The sequence below is a fragment of the Burkholderia sp. Z1 genome (assembly GCF_014893795.1).
GTDB lineage: Bacteria > Pseudomonadota > Gammaproteobacteria > Burkholderiales > Burkholderiaceae > Burkholderia > Burkholderia theae.
Genome location: NZ_JACFYL010000002.1, coordinates 2425192 through 2441268 on the forward strand (window position 1 = coordinate 2425192; position 16077 = coordinate 2441268).

Consider the following 16077-nt stretch of genomic DNA (forward strand, 5'->3'; position numbering starts at 1 on the left):
GCGGTTCTCCAGTCGATCGGTCAGGCGCTCAGGTATTCGTGCACGGCCGCATAACCGCGGCCGTAGCCGCGCGACTTCGGCGGCACGCCGTTGAAGATCCCGCCTTCCAGATCGACGCCCGCGGTGCGCAGGCGCTTGATCGCGTCGGCGATCTCGCCTTCGGTATGCATGCCCGAGCGCAGCACGAGGAACGTCGAGCCGGCCATGCGGCCGATGATGGTCGCGTCGGTCACCGCCAGCACCGGCGGCGAATCGATCAGCACGACGTCGTAACGCTTGCTGAGCCCTTCGAGGTATTGCGGCAGGCGCGTCGACATCAGCAGTTCCGACGGGTTCGGCGGGCGCGTGCCGGCTGCGATGAACGACAGGCCCGGAATCGGCGTCTCGCGCACCGCGTCCTCGAGCGCCGACTGGTCGCTCAGCAACTCGGACAGGCCCGGCTGCGGAGTGAGGCCGAAGTAGCGGTCGAGCAGGCCGCGCCGCATGTCGGCGTCGACCAGCAGCACGCGCTTGCCCGAATGCGCGAGCAGCACCGCGAGGTTGACCGCCAGGAAGCTCTTGCCGATGCCGGGCGTCGGGCCGGTCAGCACGATCACGCGGTTCTTCGCGTCCATCATCGCGAACTGCATCGCGGTGCGCAGGCTGCGCAGGCTCTCGACGCTGAGATCCTTCGGACGCAGGCTCGCCAGGATCGGCCGCGCGCGGCCACCGCCCTTCTCGGCCGCGGCGTCGAGCTTCGCCAGCTCGGCGCTTTGCGGCACCAGCCCGTACAGCGGCAGGTTGAACGCACGCTCGACGCGGTCGGGATCCTCGATCCCCTGGAACATGTTGCGGCGCAGGAACACGACGCCCGTGCCGAGGATCAGCCCGAGGAACACGGCGGCCGACAGGATCAGCACCTTCTTCGGCTTGACCGGGTCTCCCGGACGCAGCGCCGAATCGACGAGGTGGATGTTGCCGCCCGTGCCGGCCTTCTGCACCGACAGCTCCTGCACGCGGTTCAGCAGCAGCACGTAGATGTCCTCGGCGACCTTCGCGTCGCGCTGGAGCTGGACGGCCTTCACTTCGGTCGCCGGCAGGCTGCGGAAGCGGTTGCTGAACTTGTCCTTCTCGCCCTGCAGCTCCGCGAGCTGCTGCTTCGCGGCGATCACCATCGGATGCGAATCGGTGAAGCGCTGCGCGAGCGACGCGAGCTGCAGGCGCTGCGCGGCGATCTGCTGCTCGTACTGCACGCTGCCCTCGAGGTAGACCTTCGCCTCGTCGCTCGCGTTGATCGAGCCCGACGTGCGCTGGTACTGCGTCAGCGCGGCTTCCGCGCGTTCGAGGTCGGACTTCAGGCGCGGTTCCTCGCCCTTCAGGAAGTCGAGCATCTTGGTCGTTTCGGCCTGCTTCGCGACCACGTGCTGGTTCAGGTACGACTGCGCGAGCGCGTTCGCGATCGCGGCGGTCTGGTCCGGGTCCTTGCCTTCGAGCGAGATCTGCACGACGCCCGTCTGCTTGCCCTGCTCGGTCACCTGGATGCCGGTCTGGAAGCCGCTGATCGCGTCGAGATCGTTGTAGCGGACCACCGTGAACTGCGTGCCGGGGCGTGCGACAAGCTTCTGCACGAGCAGCGTCACGCCGCCGCCCTGCGCCGATTCGCCGACGCGGCCCGACAGCAGCCGGCCGCCGTTCTCGTCGGCCAGCGCATAGGTGTCGTTCGGGCCGGCCGTCAGCGTCAGCTTCTTGCCTTCGAGCGCGGGCGCGACACTGATCGAATCGATGTCGGCGACTTCACCGCCCCATGCATACGACTTGAGGCCTAGCCACGGCCGCGCCGGCACGCCCGGTGTCGCGACGCGCGCGGCGAGGCTGCCGATCACCGGCAGCGTCTTCGGCATGACCGAGAAGTTCAGCTTGAACTGCTCGACGACCGGCGCGACGACGCCGCGGCTCTTGATGATTTCGATTTCCGCATCGGTCTGCGCCTGCTGCGGACCGGTGTTGATCATCGCGCCGGTCTGCGTCTGCGTCAGCGCCTGCGACGTGTTGTCGTTGCTCTCGACCCGCACGTGCACATCGGCCTGATAGACCGGCTTCGCGATGTAGCAGTAGAGGCCGGCGAGCGCGATGACCGTCACCGCGATGCCGAGCAGCAGCCAGATGTCGTCCATGATCACCTGGAGCAACTGGCCGAGGACGACGTCCTCTTCCTCGGTTTTCACGGACAGATCCGCGTAGGAGTGTTTCGCTTGCGTGTTCACCATTCGTTCCCGCTTGAGTGGTGCCGGGGCGGAGGCGCCGCCCCGGCGGGCTATCAGCGCGTGATTTGCTTCATGTAGAAAATCGTCTGGATCGTCGGCAGCACCTGCTGCAGCACACGGTTGAACTGCACCGAGCCGGCCGTGCTGACGTAGACGACGTCGAGCGGTTGAAGCGGGAAGCGGCTCGACAGCATCAGCGCATCGGGCTGCGTCATGTCGAGACGGAATACTTCAGGCTTCGTCGGGTTGTCGCGCATCCCGCGCATCACGTAGATCTTGCGCGGGTTCGCATCGGTGTCGAGGATGCCGCCGCCCGCCGTCAATGCATCGGCGATGGTCAGCTTGCCCTTGAGCATCGGCACCGTGACCGGCGTCTTGACCTCGCCCATGATGAACACGCGGCTGTCGCTGCGGTCCGGCACGTTGACGATGTCGCCCGGCTGAAGCATCACGTTCTGCCGCACTTCGCCGCGATCGAGCACGCCGTTCGCGTCGAGCGTGTAGAGCTTGCCGTCGCGCGTCAGGCGCACACGCTGCAGGTCGGCGTCGGTGGTCGAGCCGCCCGAGCGCGAGATCGCGTCGACCAGCGTCAGCGGCACGTCGCTCATCGCGAGCGGGCCCGGCGTCTTCACTTCGCCCGTCACCTGCACCTTCTGGCTGCGGAACGACAGCACGCGCACGTCGAGCTGCGGATTCTTCACATAACGCGCGAGACGCGTGGCCAGCTCGTCACGGGTCTGCGCGATCGTCTTGCCGGCCACGTGGATGCGGCCGACGAACGGGAAGAAGATCGTGCCGTCGGCGGACACCGTCTGGCCGTATGGATCGGCCTGGCCCGGCAGCGACGACGAATAGGGCTGCTGCAACGCGCCCGCGATCGTCTGCGTCGTGTTGCCGCCGCTCGAGAACGACTGGCCCTGCGGCGTCGTCAGCTCGGGGTGGTCCCACACGGTGACGCCGAGGATGTCCTGCGGGCCGACGCGGTACACGTACTGCGACGGATCGGTATAACGTCCCGGCGGCAGCGGGTGCTCGACCTGCTGCTTCTGCAGCTGGTCCATCACCACTTTCGCGTCGATGTAATGAACCGGATAGGTCTCGGCCGCTTGCTGCCGGCCTTCGTCCTTCAGGTTCGACGAGTCGAGGTAGTTGCCGGGCGCGGTTGCACAGGCTGACAGAAAAGTCGTCAGCGCGACGGCAAGCGCCACCGGGCGCATCGGGCGTTTCAGCATAGTTTCTGTAGCCATCCTTGAACCAGACGTTCGATCTGCGAGTAGCTCTCGCGGTAATCGGCCTCGGGGCCGCCGTGCGGATCGGCAATCTCGGCCCCTTCCCACTTGCCAAGCAGGTGGACCTTGCCGCGCGCGAACGGATCGACCGCTTCGACGGCCGCGATCTGTCCGCGCTCGCTGACGAGAATCAGGTCGGCGTCGCGCACGATCCGGCGCGACAGCCGCCGCGAGCGGTGGGTCGTCGCATCGACGCCCCGCTCGGCGAGCAGGCGCCGCATCACCGGATCGATGCCGTCGCCGTCGTTCGCATGCACGCCGGCCGAGTGAAACGTCGGGCGCGGGCCGCCGCGTGACGCGAGGTGCGACTTGAACAGCATTTCCGCCGCCGGACTGCGGCAGACGTTCGCGTGGCAGACGATCAGGATGTTCCGGAACATGACGCCTCGTAACGAGTGACGGGAAAGGGTTACGCGCTGGCGCGCGCGGTGCCCGGCACGCGGGCCGCGACGGCCTGGCGCGAGCCCGGCCGGCCGATCGGGTGGTATTCGATGCCCTGCTCGCTCATCGTCTCCGGCTCGTACAGGTTGCGGCCGTCGAAGATCACCGGCGCCTTCCACAGGCGGCCGAGCGCGACAAAGTCGGGGCTCTTGAACACCTTCCATTCGGTGACGATCACGAGCGCGTCGGCATCGCGCGCGGCCTGTGCTTCGTCGTCGACGAAGGTCAGGCGCTCGAGCCAGCTCGGGTGATCGGCGAGATCGAGCGCGATCACCCGGCGCGCTTCCTGCTGCGCGACCGGGTCGTACGCGGCGACACGCGCGCCGCGCGACAGCAGCTCCGCGATCAGCTCGCGGCTCGGCGCTTCGCGCATGTCGTCGGTGTTCGGCTTGAACGCGAGGCCCCAGATCGCGAACGTGCGCCCCGTCAGGTCTTCGCCGAAACGCGCGACGATCTTGTCGGCGAGCACGCGCTTTTGCGTGGCGTTGACCGCCGACACGGCCTTCAGGATCTGCAGCGCCTGGCCGTGCTCGTCGGCCGTGCGGATCAGCGCCTCGACGTCCTTCGGGAAGCACGAGCCGCCGTAGCCGCAGCCGGCATACAGGAAGTGATAACCGATGCGCGGGTCGGAACCGATCCCGCGGCGCACCGACTCGATATCCGCGCCGAAGCGGTCGGCGAGGTTCGCCAGCTCGTTCATGAACGAGATGCGCGTCGCGAGCATCGCGTTCGCCGCGTATTTGGTGAACTCGGCCGAGCGCACGTCCATGTACAGCGTGCGTTCGTGGTTGCGGTTGAACGGCGCGTACAGCTTCTTCATCAGCTCGCGGGCACGCTCGCCCGGCACGTCGTCGTCGCAGCCGATCACGATGCGGTCCGGCCGCGTGAAATCGTCGACCGCCGCGCCTTCCTTCAGGAATTCCGGATTCGACACGACCGAGAACATCTGGTCGCCGCCGCGCTTCGCGAGCTCCTCGGCGACCGCGGCGCGCACGCGCTCGGCCGTGCCGACCGGCACCGTCGACTTGTCGACGATCACCTTGAAGCCCGTCATGTACCGGCCGATGTTGCGCGCCGCCGCGAGCACGTACTGCAGGTCGGCCGAGCCGTCCTCGTCGGGCGGCGTGCCGACCGCGATGAACTGCACGTCGCCGTGCGCGACCGCGGCTTCGACGTCGGTCGAGAAGCGCAGGCGGCCGGCCGCGCGGTTGCGCGCGATGACTTCCTTGAGGCCCGGCTCGTGGATCGGCACGCCGCCGTTGTTCAGGACGTCGATCTTTGCCTGGTCGACGTCGAGACAGAACACGTCGTGCCCGATGTCGGCGAGACAGGCGCCGGTGACAAGACCTACGTAACCGCTGCCGATGATAGTCAGATTCATGATGTGTCGGACCTCGTGACCAATGATTCGAAAATCGTTAAACCGGAATGCCTGCGTGGCACTGCCGCTCGGAAAAATGCCGGGCCGCCCCGGGTTTTCCGCTCCGCCGAAAGTCCCGTCTCGGGGACCCAGCGCGAAGCGGCACGCCTGGGGCGCTCAATAAGCGTTGCTGCCAGTGAAGCCTTTCCAGAGCGTCAGCGCGACGATCTTGATGTCGAGCCAGAACGACCAGTTCTGCATGTAGTACAGATCGAGCTTCACGCGTCCCATCATCTTCTCGATCTGGTCGGTCTCGCCGCGAAAGCCGTTGATCTGCGCCCACCCGGTGATGCCGGGCTTGATCCGGTAGCGGAACATGTAGCCCTTGACCAGATCCTTGTAGATGTCGTCGTGCGCGAGCGCATGCGGGCGCGGGCCGACGACCGACATCTCGCCCTTCAGCACGTTGATGAACTGCGGCAGTTCATCGAGGCTCGTGCGGCGCAGGAACCGGCCGACCGGCGTCACGCGCGTGTCGTTCTTGGTCGCCTGCGTGACCTGCCCGGACACTTCCTGATGCACCTTCATCGAGCGGAACTTGTAGATCTCGAACTCGTGCCCGTCGATGCCCTTGCGCTTCTGGCGGAAGAACACCGGCCCGCGCGACGTCAGCTTGATCAGGCCGGCGATCAGCACCATCACCGGCGCGAGCATCGCGAGCGCGGCCAGCGCGAACAGCCGGTCGAACACGAATTTCGGCAGGATCCGCACATCGGTGATCGGCGACGCCGCGAGATTGATCGCCGGCACGCCGAGCACCTCGACCACCTCCTGGTTGAAGAACGACAGCGTGCGCACGTCCGGGATGAAGCGGATATTCACGAAGTCGTGGCGGAACACCGTCACGATCTGGTGAATCCGGCGCTCCTCCGAAACCGGCAGCGTGAGCCACAGCTCGCTGATCGCCCGACTGCGCACCAGCCACACCAGCGATTCGAACTGCCGCTCGATCCGCACGTTGTCGAGTGCGACTTCGCCCGGCGCTTCGCTTTCGTCGTACACGCACACCGGGTTGAAGCCCGCTTCCGGCCGCGCCCGCATCTGTGCGATCAGCCGCCGCGCGGCCGGCGTACCGCCGACGATCGCGACCGCCTTCAGGTTGTAGCCGCCGCGGCGCAGTTGCCGCAGCACGACGTGCACGCAGGCCTTCGAGCCAGCCAGCAGTGCCATCGTCGCCAGCGCCCAGTAACCCAGCCACAGTCGCGACAGGTCGCCCGACTGGTGAAAGCTGAAGCTCATCAGGATGCCGGCGAGTTCGACCGCGAGCCACGCGAACGCGACACGCCCCATCAGCCCGACGAGACGCTTGCCGCGCCACGACTGGTAAATGCCGACGGCCGGAAAGAACACAACGACGAGCAGGCAGTCGAACAGCACCGTCGTGCGCTGCAGGTCGTTGAGCCAGATGCTGCCGCCGTGCAGCGCGGCGGCGATCAGCGCCCCCGTCACGACCATCGCGATATCGATGATTCTCGCCAGCACGCTCAACATGTCTGCTTCCTCTCTGAACAGGCGTTTGCCGAACAGCTCCTTGCGCAGCCCGTGCCGCACATTCGATTCAAACGTTGCATGACGCTATTGAAGCGACAAGAAAATTTCTCCTCAAGCGCACAAGTATTTCGAAAAATAATCGGAAAATCTTGCCGTGATATTTTTTAATTAAAGCGGCACGTTTTCCCGAATTGTTCAGGAATTGGAAATTTTTCGGAATCTTTACAATTTCCGCTGATCCTTTGCGGGCGGTCATGCCCGGCCGAAACACGGAATTATTTTTTATTTTTTTATTGGCATCGGATGCTATCGATGAAAAATTTCCCGGATGCGCGCCCGGCGAATGGCGGGCAATGGGTCCGGTTTTATTGTCGATTTACTTCATGCTAAAACGACAGGCACTGACTTCAACCGTGGAGAGTGTCATCATGAATGCTCCGGCCGTGGCAGCCGAAACGCGCCCTTCTTCTTCCGCCGCACCCGCCGCGGGCACGCGCCTCGCCGTGCAGCCGGTGATTCTTGCCGGCGGTTCCGGCACACGCCTGTGGCCGATGTCGCGCGAACGTTTTCCGAAACAGTTGATCGGCCTGCTCGGCGATCATTCGCTGCTGCAGTCGACCGCACTGCGCCTCGACGGCCTGACGGCCGCCCATCCGCTGAACGACGACGTGCTGATCGTGTGCGGCGAGGATCACCGCTTCACGACCGCCGAACAGCTGCGCCTGACGGCCAAGCGCGCGACGATCATGCTCGAGCCGCTCGGCCGCGACACCGCGCCCGCACTGACGCTCGCCGCGCTGCGGCTCGTCGCCGGCGGCAACGATGCGGTGATGACCGTGATGCCGGCCGACCATGCGGTCGCCGACCTGCCGCGCTTCCACGCAGCCGTCGCGGCCGGCGTGCACTGCGCGGCGCAAGGCAAGATCGCGACGATGGGCATCGTGCCCAAGCACGCGGAAACCGGCTACGGCTACATCCGCGTCGGCGCGCCGCTCGGCGACGCCGCGACGGGCAGCCTCGACGTGCGCCGCCTCGACCGTTTCGTCGAGAAGCCGCATCTCGAACTTGCTCAGCAATACGTCGCGTCGGGCGAATACTGGTGGAACAGCGGCATCTTCATCGTGCGTGCGTCGGTCTGGCTGAAGGCGATCCGCCAGCTCGAACCCGCGATCTACGCGGCCTGCGAACAGGCCGTCGCACAGGGCAAGGCCGATGGCGATTTCTTCCGCGTCGATCGCGATGCGTTCGCCGCGGCGCCGTCGAATTCGATCGACTACGCGGTGATGGAACCGCTCGCCAGCCTGCCGCAACTGTGCGAGAGCGTCGTCGTGCCGCTCGACGCGGGCTGGTCGGACGTCGGCTCGTGGGATGCGATCTGGCAGATCTCGCCGAAGGACGATGCCGAGAACGTCGGCCGCGGCAACGTGCTGTTCGAAGACGCCGAATCGACTTTCGCACATTCGGAAAGCCGGCTCGTCGCCTGCGTCGGCACGCAGAACCTGGTCGTCGTCGAAACGCCCGACGCCGTGCTCGTCGCGGACAAGTCGCGCGTGCAGGACGTGAAGAAAATCGTCGGGCGCATCAAGGCGCAACGCGGCGCGGAAGCGACCGATCACCGCAAGGTGCATCGTCCGTGGGGCCACTACGACTCGATCGACATGGGCGAGCGCTTCCAGGTGAAACGCATCGTCGTGAAGCCGGGTGCGCAACTGTCGCTGCAGATGCACCACCACCGCGCCGAACACTGGATCGTCGTGCGCGGCACCGCGTGCATCACGCGCGGCGACGAAACGTTCCTGCTGTCCGAGAACGAATCGACGTACATCCCGCTCGGCGTCTCGCACCGCCTTGAGAACCCGGGCAAGATGCCGCTCGAACTGATCGAGGTGCAGTCGGGCGCGTATCTCGGCGAGGACGACATCGTCCGCTTCGACGATACCTACGGCCGACAGTAATGCATCACGCGCCCGGGGCGCCGCTTCGACAGCGGCGCCCGCGGGCGTGGCAGGCAACAGGGTGGTAAGACGGACTTCCGCGCGGGCGTCGTGGCACACGACGGCCCGCGCGTTTCATTCGAACGGCGTTCAGCCTACGCGGTACTCGTATTCGCGACGCTCCGGCTGCACCGGATCGTTGCGGCCTTCGGACAGCGCACCCGAGTGACGCTCGGCGATAAAACGCTTGATGTCCGACTCCGCGCGCGCCAGCGCGGACAAGCCGGCCAGCACCTCGCTTTGCGGCGCGCGCGCCGGCTCGTCGCTCGCACCGTGGCGATCGATCCACTGGCGTGCCCAGTCGAGCGCGTACTGCTCCGCTTCCTCGGCATCGGTAAAGCGCGGACCGATGAGGCCCGAACGCTCGACGCGCCGCTCGTCCTGCGTGATCTCGGCCCATGCGCGATACATCAGGTTCTGCACGGGCTGCGCGATACCGCAGATCGTATAACCGCGATATTCGTCGACCTGCGGTTCGGCCGCGGCGAAGCTCGCCGACGACGGGCGCGCATGGCGCAGTTCCGCGGCCGGCGCGCCGGGCACCGCGAACGACGCACCGGACGGATCGCCCGTTTCGTCGTTCGGCATCGCGCTCATCGACGCACCTTCGCCCTCCCAAACGTTTGCCTGCGCAACCGGCAATTGCCACGATTCGGGGTTTTGCCAGAACACGCCGCGCAAGCGATCGTTGTCGGGCACGGGCTCCGCGCGACGCGCAGGAACGACCGCTTCCGGCGGCGGCGGGATATACGCGAACGTGCGCCCGCTGAACTGGGTCAACGCATCGATCATCTGCAGCAACGTGCCGTTCGCGAGCCATTCCTCGTAGCGGCGGCGGCACGTCGGCCCGGACGGATAACGGCCGGGCAGCTTGGACCAGGCTTCACCGGTCGTCAGGATCCAGAGCACCGCGTTGGCAACGACGCGCGGTTCGGCTCGTGGACGCCCACGACGATTCAGCCGGATGGGTTCATCGGCGATCAGCGTTGAAAGACGAAACCACTCTTCATCGTTAAGCTCATCGAAGAACATAGTAGATCTCTCCACGCAGCCAGGCCGGGCTGCGATTGGCGGCGCCGTCGCGATGCTTCGCGTCGCGGGGCGGCCAGGTTGCACATTATGGTTATCCGGTGTTGTGCATGCCGGCGCGACACCGCACTTTCACGGTGCCGCCATTCCCGGCAATGGCGCACAAATCACGGTCTCACTCCAATGTGGGAATTTTTGTGCACGAAGCATACCATCCTCAGGGTTTATCTCAATATGACAATGACTTAATGTTACGCACTGAAACAACCTGCCATGGATAGGTAATCTATTTACGCATGAATTTTTTTGCGAGATCTTTATGCGCTCCGCTGCAAAAGCCCGCCTGGCGGGGCTCCGCATGGTCTGAAGAATGCCCGCCAATAGGCCTTTTCGGGCCGCTCCGACCCTTGCCGGCAACAATCTCCGGAATTGCTTCCGAAAATCGGTAAATCAGAGGAAATTTCGTAACAAGATATTCACGAATCGGTAAATCATTCGAATACCGCTCAGTCGAATTATCTCCATGCACAATCTTTTTATTGTTTCTCCGCGAGTGATGAAAACACGGTGACGCACGATGCACATTGTTTCTCCGCATGCAAATCGTGACGCCTGTTACATCTTCGCGGCGGCCGGCGACCGGCAGCGCCGCACCATGTGCGGAAATTCTGTTTCGGGTCGGAACGGAAAAACGGAAACCGGCGTGCAGGACGTGCGCGTCAGCGCAGATCGCCGGCCAGCGACGCGGTTACGTCCGCGTCCACGCGCTGCGGCGGCATCGTGTAGGCCGGGTGATCGCAGCCGATCGACAGCCCTGCCCCGCCCTTGAGCGCCGCGCGCATCGGCGCATCGAGTTCGAAGCGCACGAAGTGCACAGCCGAGGTCTTTTCGGCGTTGTCGCGGTCGAGATCCTCGTCGGCGTGCGCGTACACGCTCGCGTGCCCGTCGACCCGCAGGTACACGCGATCCTCGACGCCGATCAGCCGCGCGAGCGCCGCGCGCCGCTCGACCTCGTGCTCGTATTCGATCTGCAGCGTCGCCTTCAGGTTGGTGCCGTCGGGCACGAGCGGCAGGTACGCTTCCAGCTCCCCTTCGATGCCCGCCTCGTCGAAGATCTTCTCGATGTGCAGCATCTCCTGGATCTGATAGCGGATCGTCGTCTCGTCCTCGAACAGGAAACGCAGATGGTTGCCGAGCGCCACCGCGCGGCGGCGCTTGTACGCGACGAGCCGCGCGTGTTCGGTCCTGCGGATCTTCGCGTACGCTTCGAGCGTCAGCAGGGAGTCGCGGGTCAGCGTCATGGGATGTCCTCGTGGGTCGGCCGGCATCGGCTCAGATGCCGTACGCGCGACGCAGCAGCGTGAGCGGATGCGCGAGCGGCGCGGACGGCAGCCCCTTCTCGTCGATGCCCTGCACGATGTGATGGCCGGCGAGCGCGCAGTCGGACGACACGAAATCCGGCTTCGGCTCGGCCATCGCCTTGAACACGGGCGCGCCGATCCGCATCGCGTCCGCATGGAACTCCTTCTTCACGCCGAACGTGCCCGCATGGCCCGAGCAGCGCTCGACGACATTCACGCGCGTATCGGGCACGAGCGACAGCGCGTCGGCCGTCTTGCGACCGATGTTCTGCACGCGCGCATGACACGGCACGTGATACGACACGGTGCCGAGGCCGGTCTTGAAATCGGTCTTCAGCAATCCGTCGCGATGCCGCGCGATCACGTATTCGAACGGATCCCAGAATGCGTCGGCCACCGCGCGCACGGTTTCGTCGCCGGGGAACATCAGCGGCAGTTCGCTCTTGTACATCAGCACGCAACTCGGGATCGCGCCGATCAGCGCGTAGCCTTCGCGCGCATAACGTTCGAGCACGGGCATGTTCACGGCCTTCTTCGCGGCGACGCCCGCGAGGTTGCCCTGCTCGAGCAGCGGCATCCCGCAGCAGGCTTCGCGCGTGACGAGTTCGTACGGGATGTCGTTGTGCGCGAGAATCGCGAGCAGGTCGTGGCCGATGCCCGGTTCGTTGAAATTCACGTAACACGTCGCGTAGATCGCTACCTTACCGGGCGTGCGTTCGCCGTCGCGCACGGGCGGGTTGGCCGAGCGCTTCGCGGCGCGGCGGAACTTGCGCGGCGCGAACTCCGGCAGCCACGCGTTGCGATCGACGCCGAGTGCCGCTTCGAGCGCATGCCGCGCCGGCGGCGTACGGTTCACCGCGTTCACCGTCTGCGTGACGATCGGAATGCCCGCGAAATGACCGAGCGCATCGGTGTTCGACAGTATCTTGTCGCGCAGCGACGCTTCGCCGCGCTGGTAGCGCGCGGCCTTGCCGCGCAGCATCAGGTGCGGGAAGTCGACGTTCCATGCGTGCGGCGGCACATACGGGCATTTCGTCATGTAGCAGAGGTCGCACAGATAGCACTGGTCGACGACCTTGCCGAACGCTTCCTTCGGCACTTCCTCGATATCGCCCATCGGCGTGTCGTCGACCAGATCGAACAGCGCCGGAAACGCGCCGCACAACGACACGCAGCGCCGGCATCCGGCGCAGATGTCGAACACGCGCGTCATTTCCGCATCGATCGCGGCCTGGTCGTAGAACGCATCGGACTGCCAGTCGAGCGGATGCCGGGTCGGGGCTTCGAGACTGCCTTCCTTGTGGGGCATGGGGCGCTCCAGCGTGGCGCGCATGCGCGCGCGCGCCGCCCGCGCGCTGCGGGCAGCGATGAACGAACGGCCTGCCGCTGGCCGGTCACCCGGCACGTGCCGTGCGGCCCGCGGCGGCCCGTCAGTCGACGAGGCTGTCCAGCGCCTTCGTATAGCGGTTCGCGTGGCTGCGTTCGGCCTTCGCGAGCGTATCGAACCAGTTCGCGATTTCGTCGAAGCCTTCGTCGCGTGCCGTCTTCGCCATGCCCGGATACATATCGGTGTATTCGTGCGTTTCGCCGGCGATCGCCGCTTCGAGATTCAGCCGCGACGAGCCGAACGGCAAGCCCGTTGCCGGATCGCCGACCGCTTCCAGATATTCGAGATGGCCGTGCGCATGGCCGGTTTCGCCTTCGGCGGTCGAGCGGAACAGCGCGGCGACGTCGTTCTGCCCTTCGACGTCAGCCTTCGAAGCGAAATACAGATAGCGCCGGTTCGCCTGCGATTCACCCGCGAATGCGGCCTTCAGGTTCTCTTCGGTTTTGCTGCCCTTGAGTTGAGCCATTTGCGCCTCCGTGCGAGTCGGCGCGGCCGCGTATGAAGCCGGGCCGATGATGTATGTGGGGAACGATGCGTTTGCCGGGGCGCGCGCATCGCGCTCTTTAATCTAGGCGCTCGCGTTCGCATCCCCCAATAGGCTTTTTCAATGCTGGTGATAGTGCCGGGTGCTGGAATCGTCGGGAAGGCGGGTTCGGCGCGCGGTGCGCCGCGCTCACGCGCAGCTCATGCGTCACGCATCCGTCGCGCGCCTGAGCAGCAATTCGCGTTCGCGTTCGTTGCGCGTCAGTTCCGCCGCGCGGCGGAACTCGGTCTTGGCCTCGTCGGCGCGGCCGAGCTTCGCCAGCAGGTCGCCGCGCACGCTCGGCAGCCAGTGATAGCGCACGAGCGCGGGATCGTCGCGCAACGCGTCGACGAGTTCGAGCGCCGCGGCCGGCCCGAACGCCATGCCCACGGCCACCGCGCGATTCAGCTCGACGACGGGCGACGGCGCGACTTCGGCGAGCGCGTCGTACAGCGCGACGATCTGCGCCCAGTTCGTGTCCGACGGCTGCCGCGCGCGCGCATGGCAGGCGGCTAGCGCAGCCTGCAGCGCATACGGCCCGCGCACGCCGCCGAGCTTCGTCGCCCGTTCGAGCGCCGCGAGCCCGCGCCGGATCAGCAGCGGATCCCAGCGGCTGCGGTCCTGGTCGAGCAGCAGCACGGGCCGGCCCTGCGCATCGGTGCGCGCATGCATGCGCGACGCCTGCAGCTCCATCAGCGCGACGAGCCCGAGCACTTCACTCTCGTCCGGCGCGAGCCCGGCCAGCACGCGGCCGAGCCGCAACGCCTCGTCGCACAGCGCCGGACGCGTCCAGTCGTCGCCCGCGGTGGCCGCATAACCTTCGTTGAACACCAGGTAGATCACTTCGAGCACCGATGCGAGCCGCGCGGGCCGCGCATCGGCGGCCGGCACCTCGAACGGCACGCGCGCCGCCGCGAGCGTGCGCTTCGCGCGCACGATCCGCTGCGCGATCGTCGGCTCGGGCGTCAGGTACGCGCGCGCGATCTCGCCCGTCGTCAACCCGCCGAGCAGCCGCAGCGTCAGCGCGACCCGCGCATCGGTCGACAGCACCGGGTGGCACGACGTGAAGATCAGCCGCAGCAGGTCGTCGCCAATGTCGTCGTCGCTCGCGTCGGCGAGTGCATCGGCGATATCGGGAACGACATGCGCTTCGAGCGCGTCCATTTCGTGGCCAAGCTGGTCGCGCTTCGCCGCATGGAGTGACTCCTGCCGGACGCGGTCGAGCGCGCGACGCTTCACGGCCGTCATCAGCCACGCGGCCGGGTTGTCGGGCACACCGTCGACGGGCCAGTGCTCGAGCGCCGCGACGAGCGTGTCCTGCGCCAGTTCCTCGGCCACGCCGACGTCGCGCACCACGCGCGCGGCGCGCGCGATGATTTTCGGCGCCTCGATCCGCCAGACCGCTTCGATCGCACGATGCGTCGCCTCACGCGTCACGACGCGTGCCCCTGCGCGGTCGCGTCCTGCTCCATGTACATCAGCTCCCACGTGTGGCCGTCCGGATCGGCGAACCCGTGGCCGTACATGCCCGGGTACTCCAGCGGCGGACGCGGCGTGGACCCGCCGGCCGCGCGCGCCTTCGCGACGACTTCGTCGACTTCGGCACGGCTTTCGCACGACAGGCACGACAACGCCTGCACGTGCGTCGCCGGATCGACGATGGTCTTGTCGGTGAAGGTCTGGAAAAACGGCCGCACGAGCAGCATCGCGAAGATCGTGTCGCTGATGCGGATGCAGGCGGCCTGGTCGTTCGTATAGGCCGGTACGACCTCGAAGCCGAGCCCCTGGTAGAACGCCTTCGAGCGCGGCAGGTCGGTCACGGGCAGGTTGATGAAAACCATTTTGTGCATGACGGGTGCTCCGGTAGGAATGGATTCAGGCTTCAGGCGGAAATTCAGGCGGCGTTGCCGCGGCCGACGTGGAGTTCGCGGAACCGCTCGACCGCGTCGCTCGGCGTGAGGTCGTCGAGCTCGAACAGCGGCCGCACCTCGATCTCGCAATCCATCTCGGCGCCGAACGGCGCGGGGAACCGGCGCGTCCATTCGAGCGCCTCGTCGCGCGAACGCACCTGGATCAGCGTATAGCCGGCGATCAGCTCCTTCGTTTCGGCGAACGGGCCGTCGATCACCGCGCCCTTGCCGCCCGTGTAGCGCACGCGCCAGCCGCGCGCGCTCGGCCGCAGCCCGTTCGCGTCGAGCAGCACGCCGGCGTTGGCCAGTTCCTCGTGATAGACGGTCATGGCCTCGACCAGCCGGTTGTCCGGCAACGCGTCGGATTCGCTGACGGCGTTCGCCCGGATCATGATCATGAATCGCATCGTTCACTCCTTGTCTTCGGTGGCAGGAGGCGTCCGTTCATCGGCGCCTTATCCTGACGACGGGCGGCACCCGGCCGAATCGACACGCGCCGCTACGCATCAGGGTAAATACCGAGTCACGGCATTCACAGGAAGCATGGGCCGACCGCGCGCACCTCGACCGTGCACCATTGCGCGGCCGGGCACTGGCGCGCGATCTCGATCGCTTCTTCGCGCGTGTCGACGTCGACGAGGAAGAAGCCGCCGACCATCTCCTTGGCTTCCGCGAACGGGCCGTCGAGCAGGCGCGTCTCGCCGTCGCGCACCTGCACGCGCGTGCCGCGCTCGGAGCGCTCCAGCGACTCGACGCCGCGCAGCACGCCGCGCGCCTTCAGCGTCTCGGCGAAATCGACCATCCGCGCGTACAGCGCCTGCCCTTCGTCGAGCGTGCGTTCGGCGCGCTGGTCGGTCGGTTCGACAATCAACAGCATGTAAGACATGGGCTTCTCCTGTGGGGACGGGGTGCAGCAGCGTTCACTGCGCGATCGGCGTGCGACACCCGATGCGAAAGCGTAACAGCCGCGGCAGGGCCTGCCTGCATCG

14 protein-coding genes are annotated in these 16077 nt (G+C 66.3%); 1 reads left to right on the top strand and 13 read right to left on the bottom strand.

All coding sequences use genetic code 11. The features are described from left to right. Positions 1–20 precede the first annotated feature (20 nt). The 5 genes from H3H55_RS27805 to H3H55_RS27825 form a co-directional block, all read right to left on the bottom strand. Positions 21–2246: a polysaccharide biosynthesis tyrosine autokinase gene (locus H3H55_RS27805; RefSeq protein ID WP_129516828.1), complete on the bottom strand. Its 2226-nt coding sequence runs from the start codon at positions 2244–2246 to the stop codon at positions 21–23. Between the two features lie 50 nt (positions 2247–2296). Next, positions 2297–3475, bottom strand: coding sequence for a polysaccharide biosynthesis/export family protein (locus tag H3H55_RS27810; RefSeq protein ID WP_193102185.1), 1179 nt, complete (start codon positions 3473–3475; stop codon positions 2297–2299). After that, positions 3469–3912 carry a low molecular weight protein-tyrosine-phosphatase gene (locus H3H55_RS27815; RefSeq protein WP_048250188.1) on the bottom strand — a complete coding sequence of 148 codons (444 nt, stop codon included), beginning with the start codon at positions 3910–3912 and terminating at the stop codon, positions 3469–3471. The genes H3H55_RS27810 and H3H55_RS27815 overlap by 7 nt, the downstream gene beginning before the upstream one ends. Before the next feature lie 29 nt (positions 3913–3941). Continuing rightward, positions 3942–5354 carry a UDP-glucose dehydrogenase family protein gene (locus tag H3H55_RS27820; RefSeq protein ID WP_193101030.1) on the bottom strand — a complete coding sequence of 471 codons (1413 nt, stop codon included), beginning with the start codon at positions 5352–5354 and terminating at the stop codon, positions 3942–3944. Positions 5355–5510: 156 nt separating this feature from the next. Next, positions 5511–6884, bottom strand: coding sequence for an undecaprenyl-phosphate glucose phosphotransferase (locus tag H3H55_RS27825; RefSeq protein WP_129516826.1), 1374 nt, complete (start codon positions 6882–6884; stop codon positions 5511–5513). 428 nt (positions 6885–7312) lie between these two features. Here H3H55_RS27825 and H3H55_RS27830 point away from each other — a divergent pair, with 428 nt between their 5' ends. After that, on the top strand, positions 7313–8839 hold the full coding sequence (locus H3H55_RS27830) for a mannose-1-phosphate guanylyltransferase/mannose-6-phosphate isomerase (RefSeq protein WP_193101031.1): 1527 nt from the start codon (positions 7313–7315) through the stop codon (positions 8837–8839). 129 nt (positions 8840–8968) lie between these two features. Here H3H55_RS27830 and H3H55_RS27835 read toward each other — a convergent pair whose 3' ends face one another. The 8 genes from H3H55_RS27835 to H3H55_RS27870 all read right to left on the bottom strand — a co-directional run bounded on the left by H3H55_RS27835 (position 8969) and on the right by H3H55_RS27870 (position 15974). Beyond that, on the bottom strand, positions 8969–9910 hold the full coding sequence (locus H3H55_RS27835; protein WP_193102187.1) for a transposase: 942 nt from the start codon (positions 9908–9910) through the stop codon (positions 8969–8971). Positions 9911–10626: 716 nt separating this feature from the next. Beyond that, positions 10627–11208 carry a DUF3501 family protein gene (locus H3H55_RS27840; RefSeq protein WP_193101032.1) on the bottom strand — a complete coding sequence of 194 codons (582 nt, stop codon included), beginning with the start codon at positions 11206–11208 and terminating at the stop codon, positions 10627–10629. Between the two features lie 31 nt (positions 11209–11239). Next, entirely contained in the window at positions 11240–12577 is a 1338-nt protein-coding gene (locus tag H3H55_RS27845; protein ID WP_193101033.1) for a heterodisulfide reductase-related iron-sulfur binding cluster, read from the bottom strand. A 121-nt stretch (positions 12578–12698) separates the two neighbouring features. Then, on the bottom strand, positions 12699–13121 hold the full coding sequence (locus H3H55_RS27850; RefSeq protein WP_193101034.1) for a rubrerythrin family protein: 423 nt from the start codon (positions 13119–13121) through the stop codon (positions 12699–12701). A gap of 225 nt (positions 13122–13346) precedes the next feature. Continuing rightward, positions 13347–14615, bottom strand: a complete 1269-nt coding sequence (locus H3H55_RS27855) for an RNA polymerase sigma factor (protein ID WP_193101035.1) — start codon at positions 14613–14615, stop codon at positions 13347–13349. Further along, the gene (locus tag H3H55_RS27860) at positions 14612–15028 is read right to left on the bottom strand and encodes a VOC family protein (protein WP_048250180.1); all 417 of its coding nucleotides are present in this window, start codon (positions 15026–15028) and stop codon (positions 14612–14614) included. Before H3H55_RS27860 ends, H3H55_RS27855 begins: the two co-directional genes overlap by 4 nt. Before the next feature lie 44 nt (positions 15029–15072). Beyond that, positions 15073–15495: a YciI family protein gene (locus H3H55_RS27865; protein ID WP_193101036.1), complete on the bottom strand. Its 423-nt coding sequence runs from the start codon at positions 15493–15495 to the stop codon at positions 15073–15075. Positions 15496–15620: 125 nt separating this feature from the next. Continuing rightward, on the bottom strand, positions 15621–15974 hold the full coding sequence (locus H3H55_RS27870) for a YciI family protein (protein ID WP_034185206.1): 354 nt from the start codon (positions 15972–15974) through the stop codon (positions 15621–15623). Between the last annotated feature and the right edge of the window lie 103 nt (positions 15975–16077).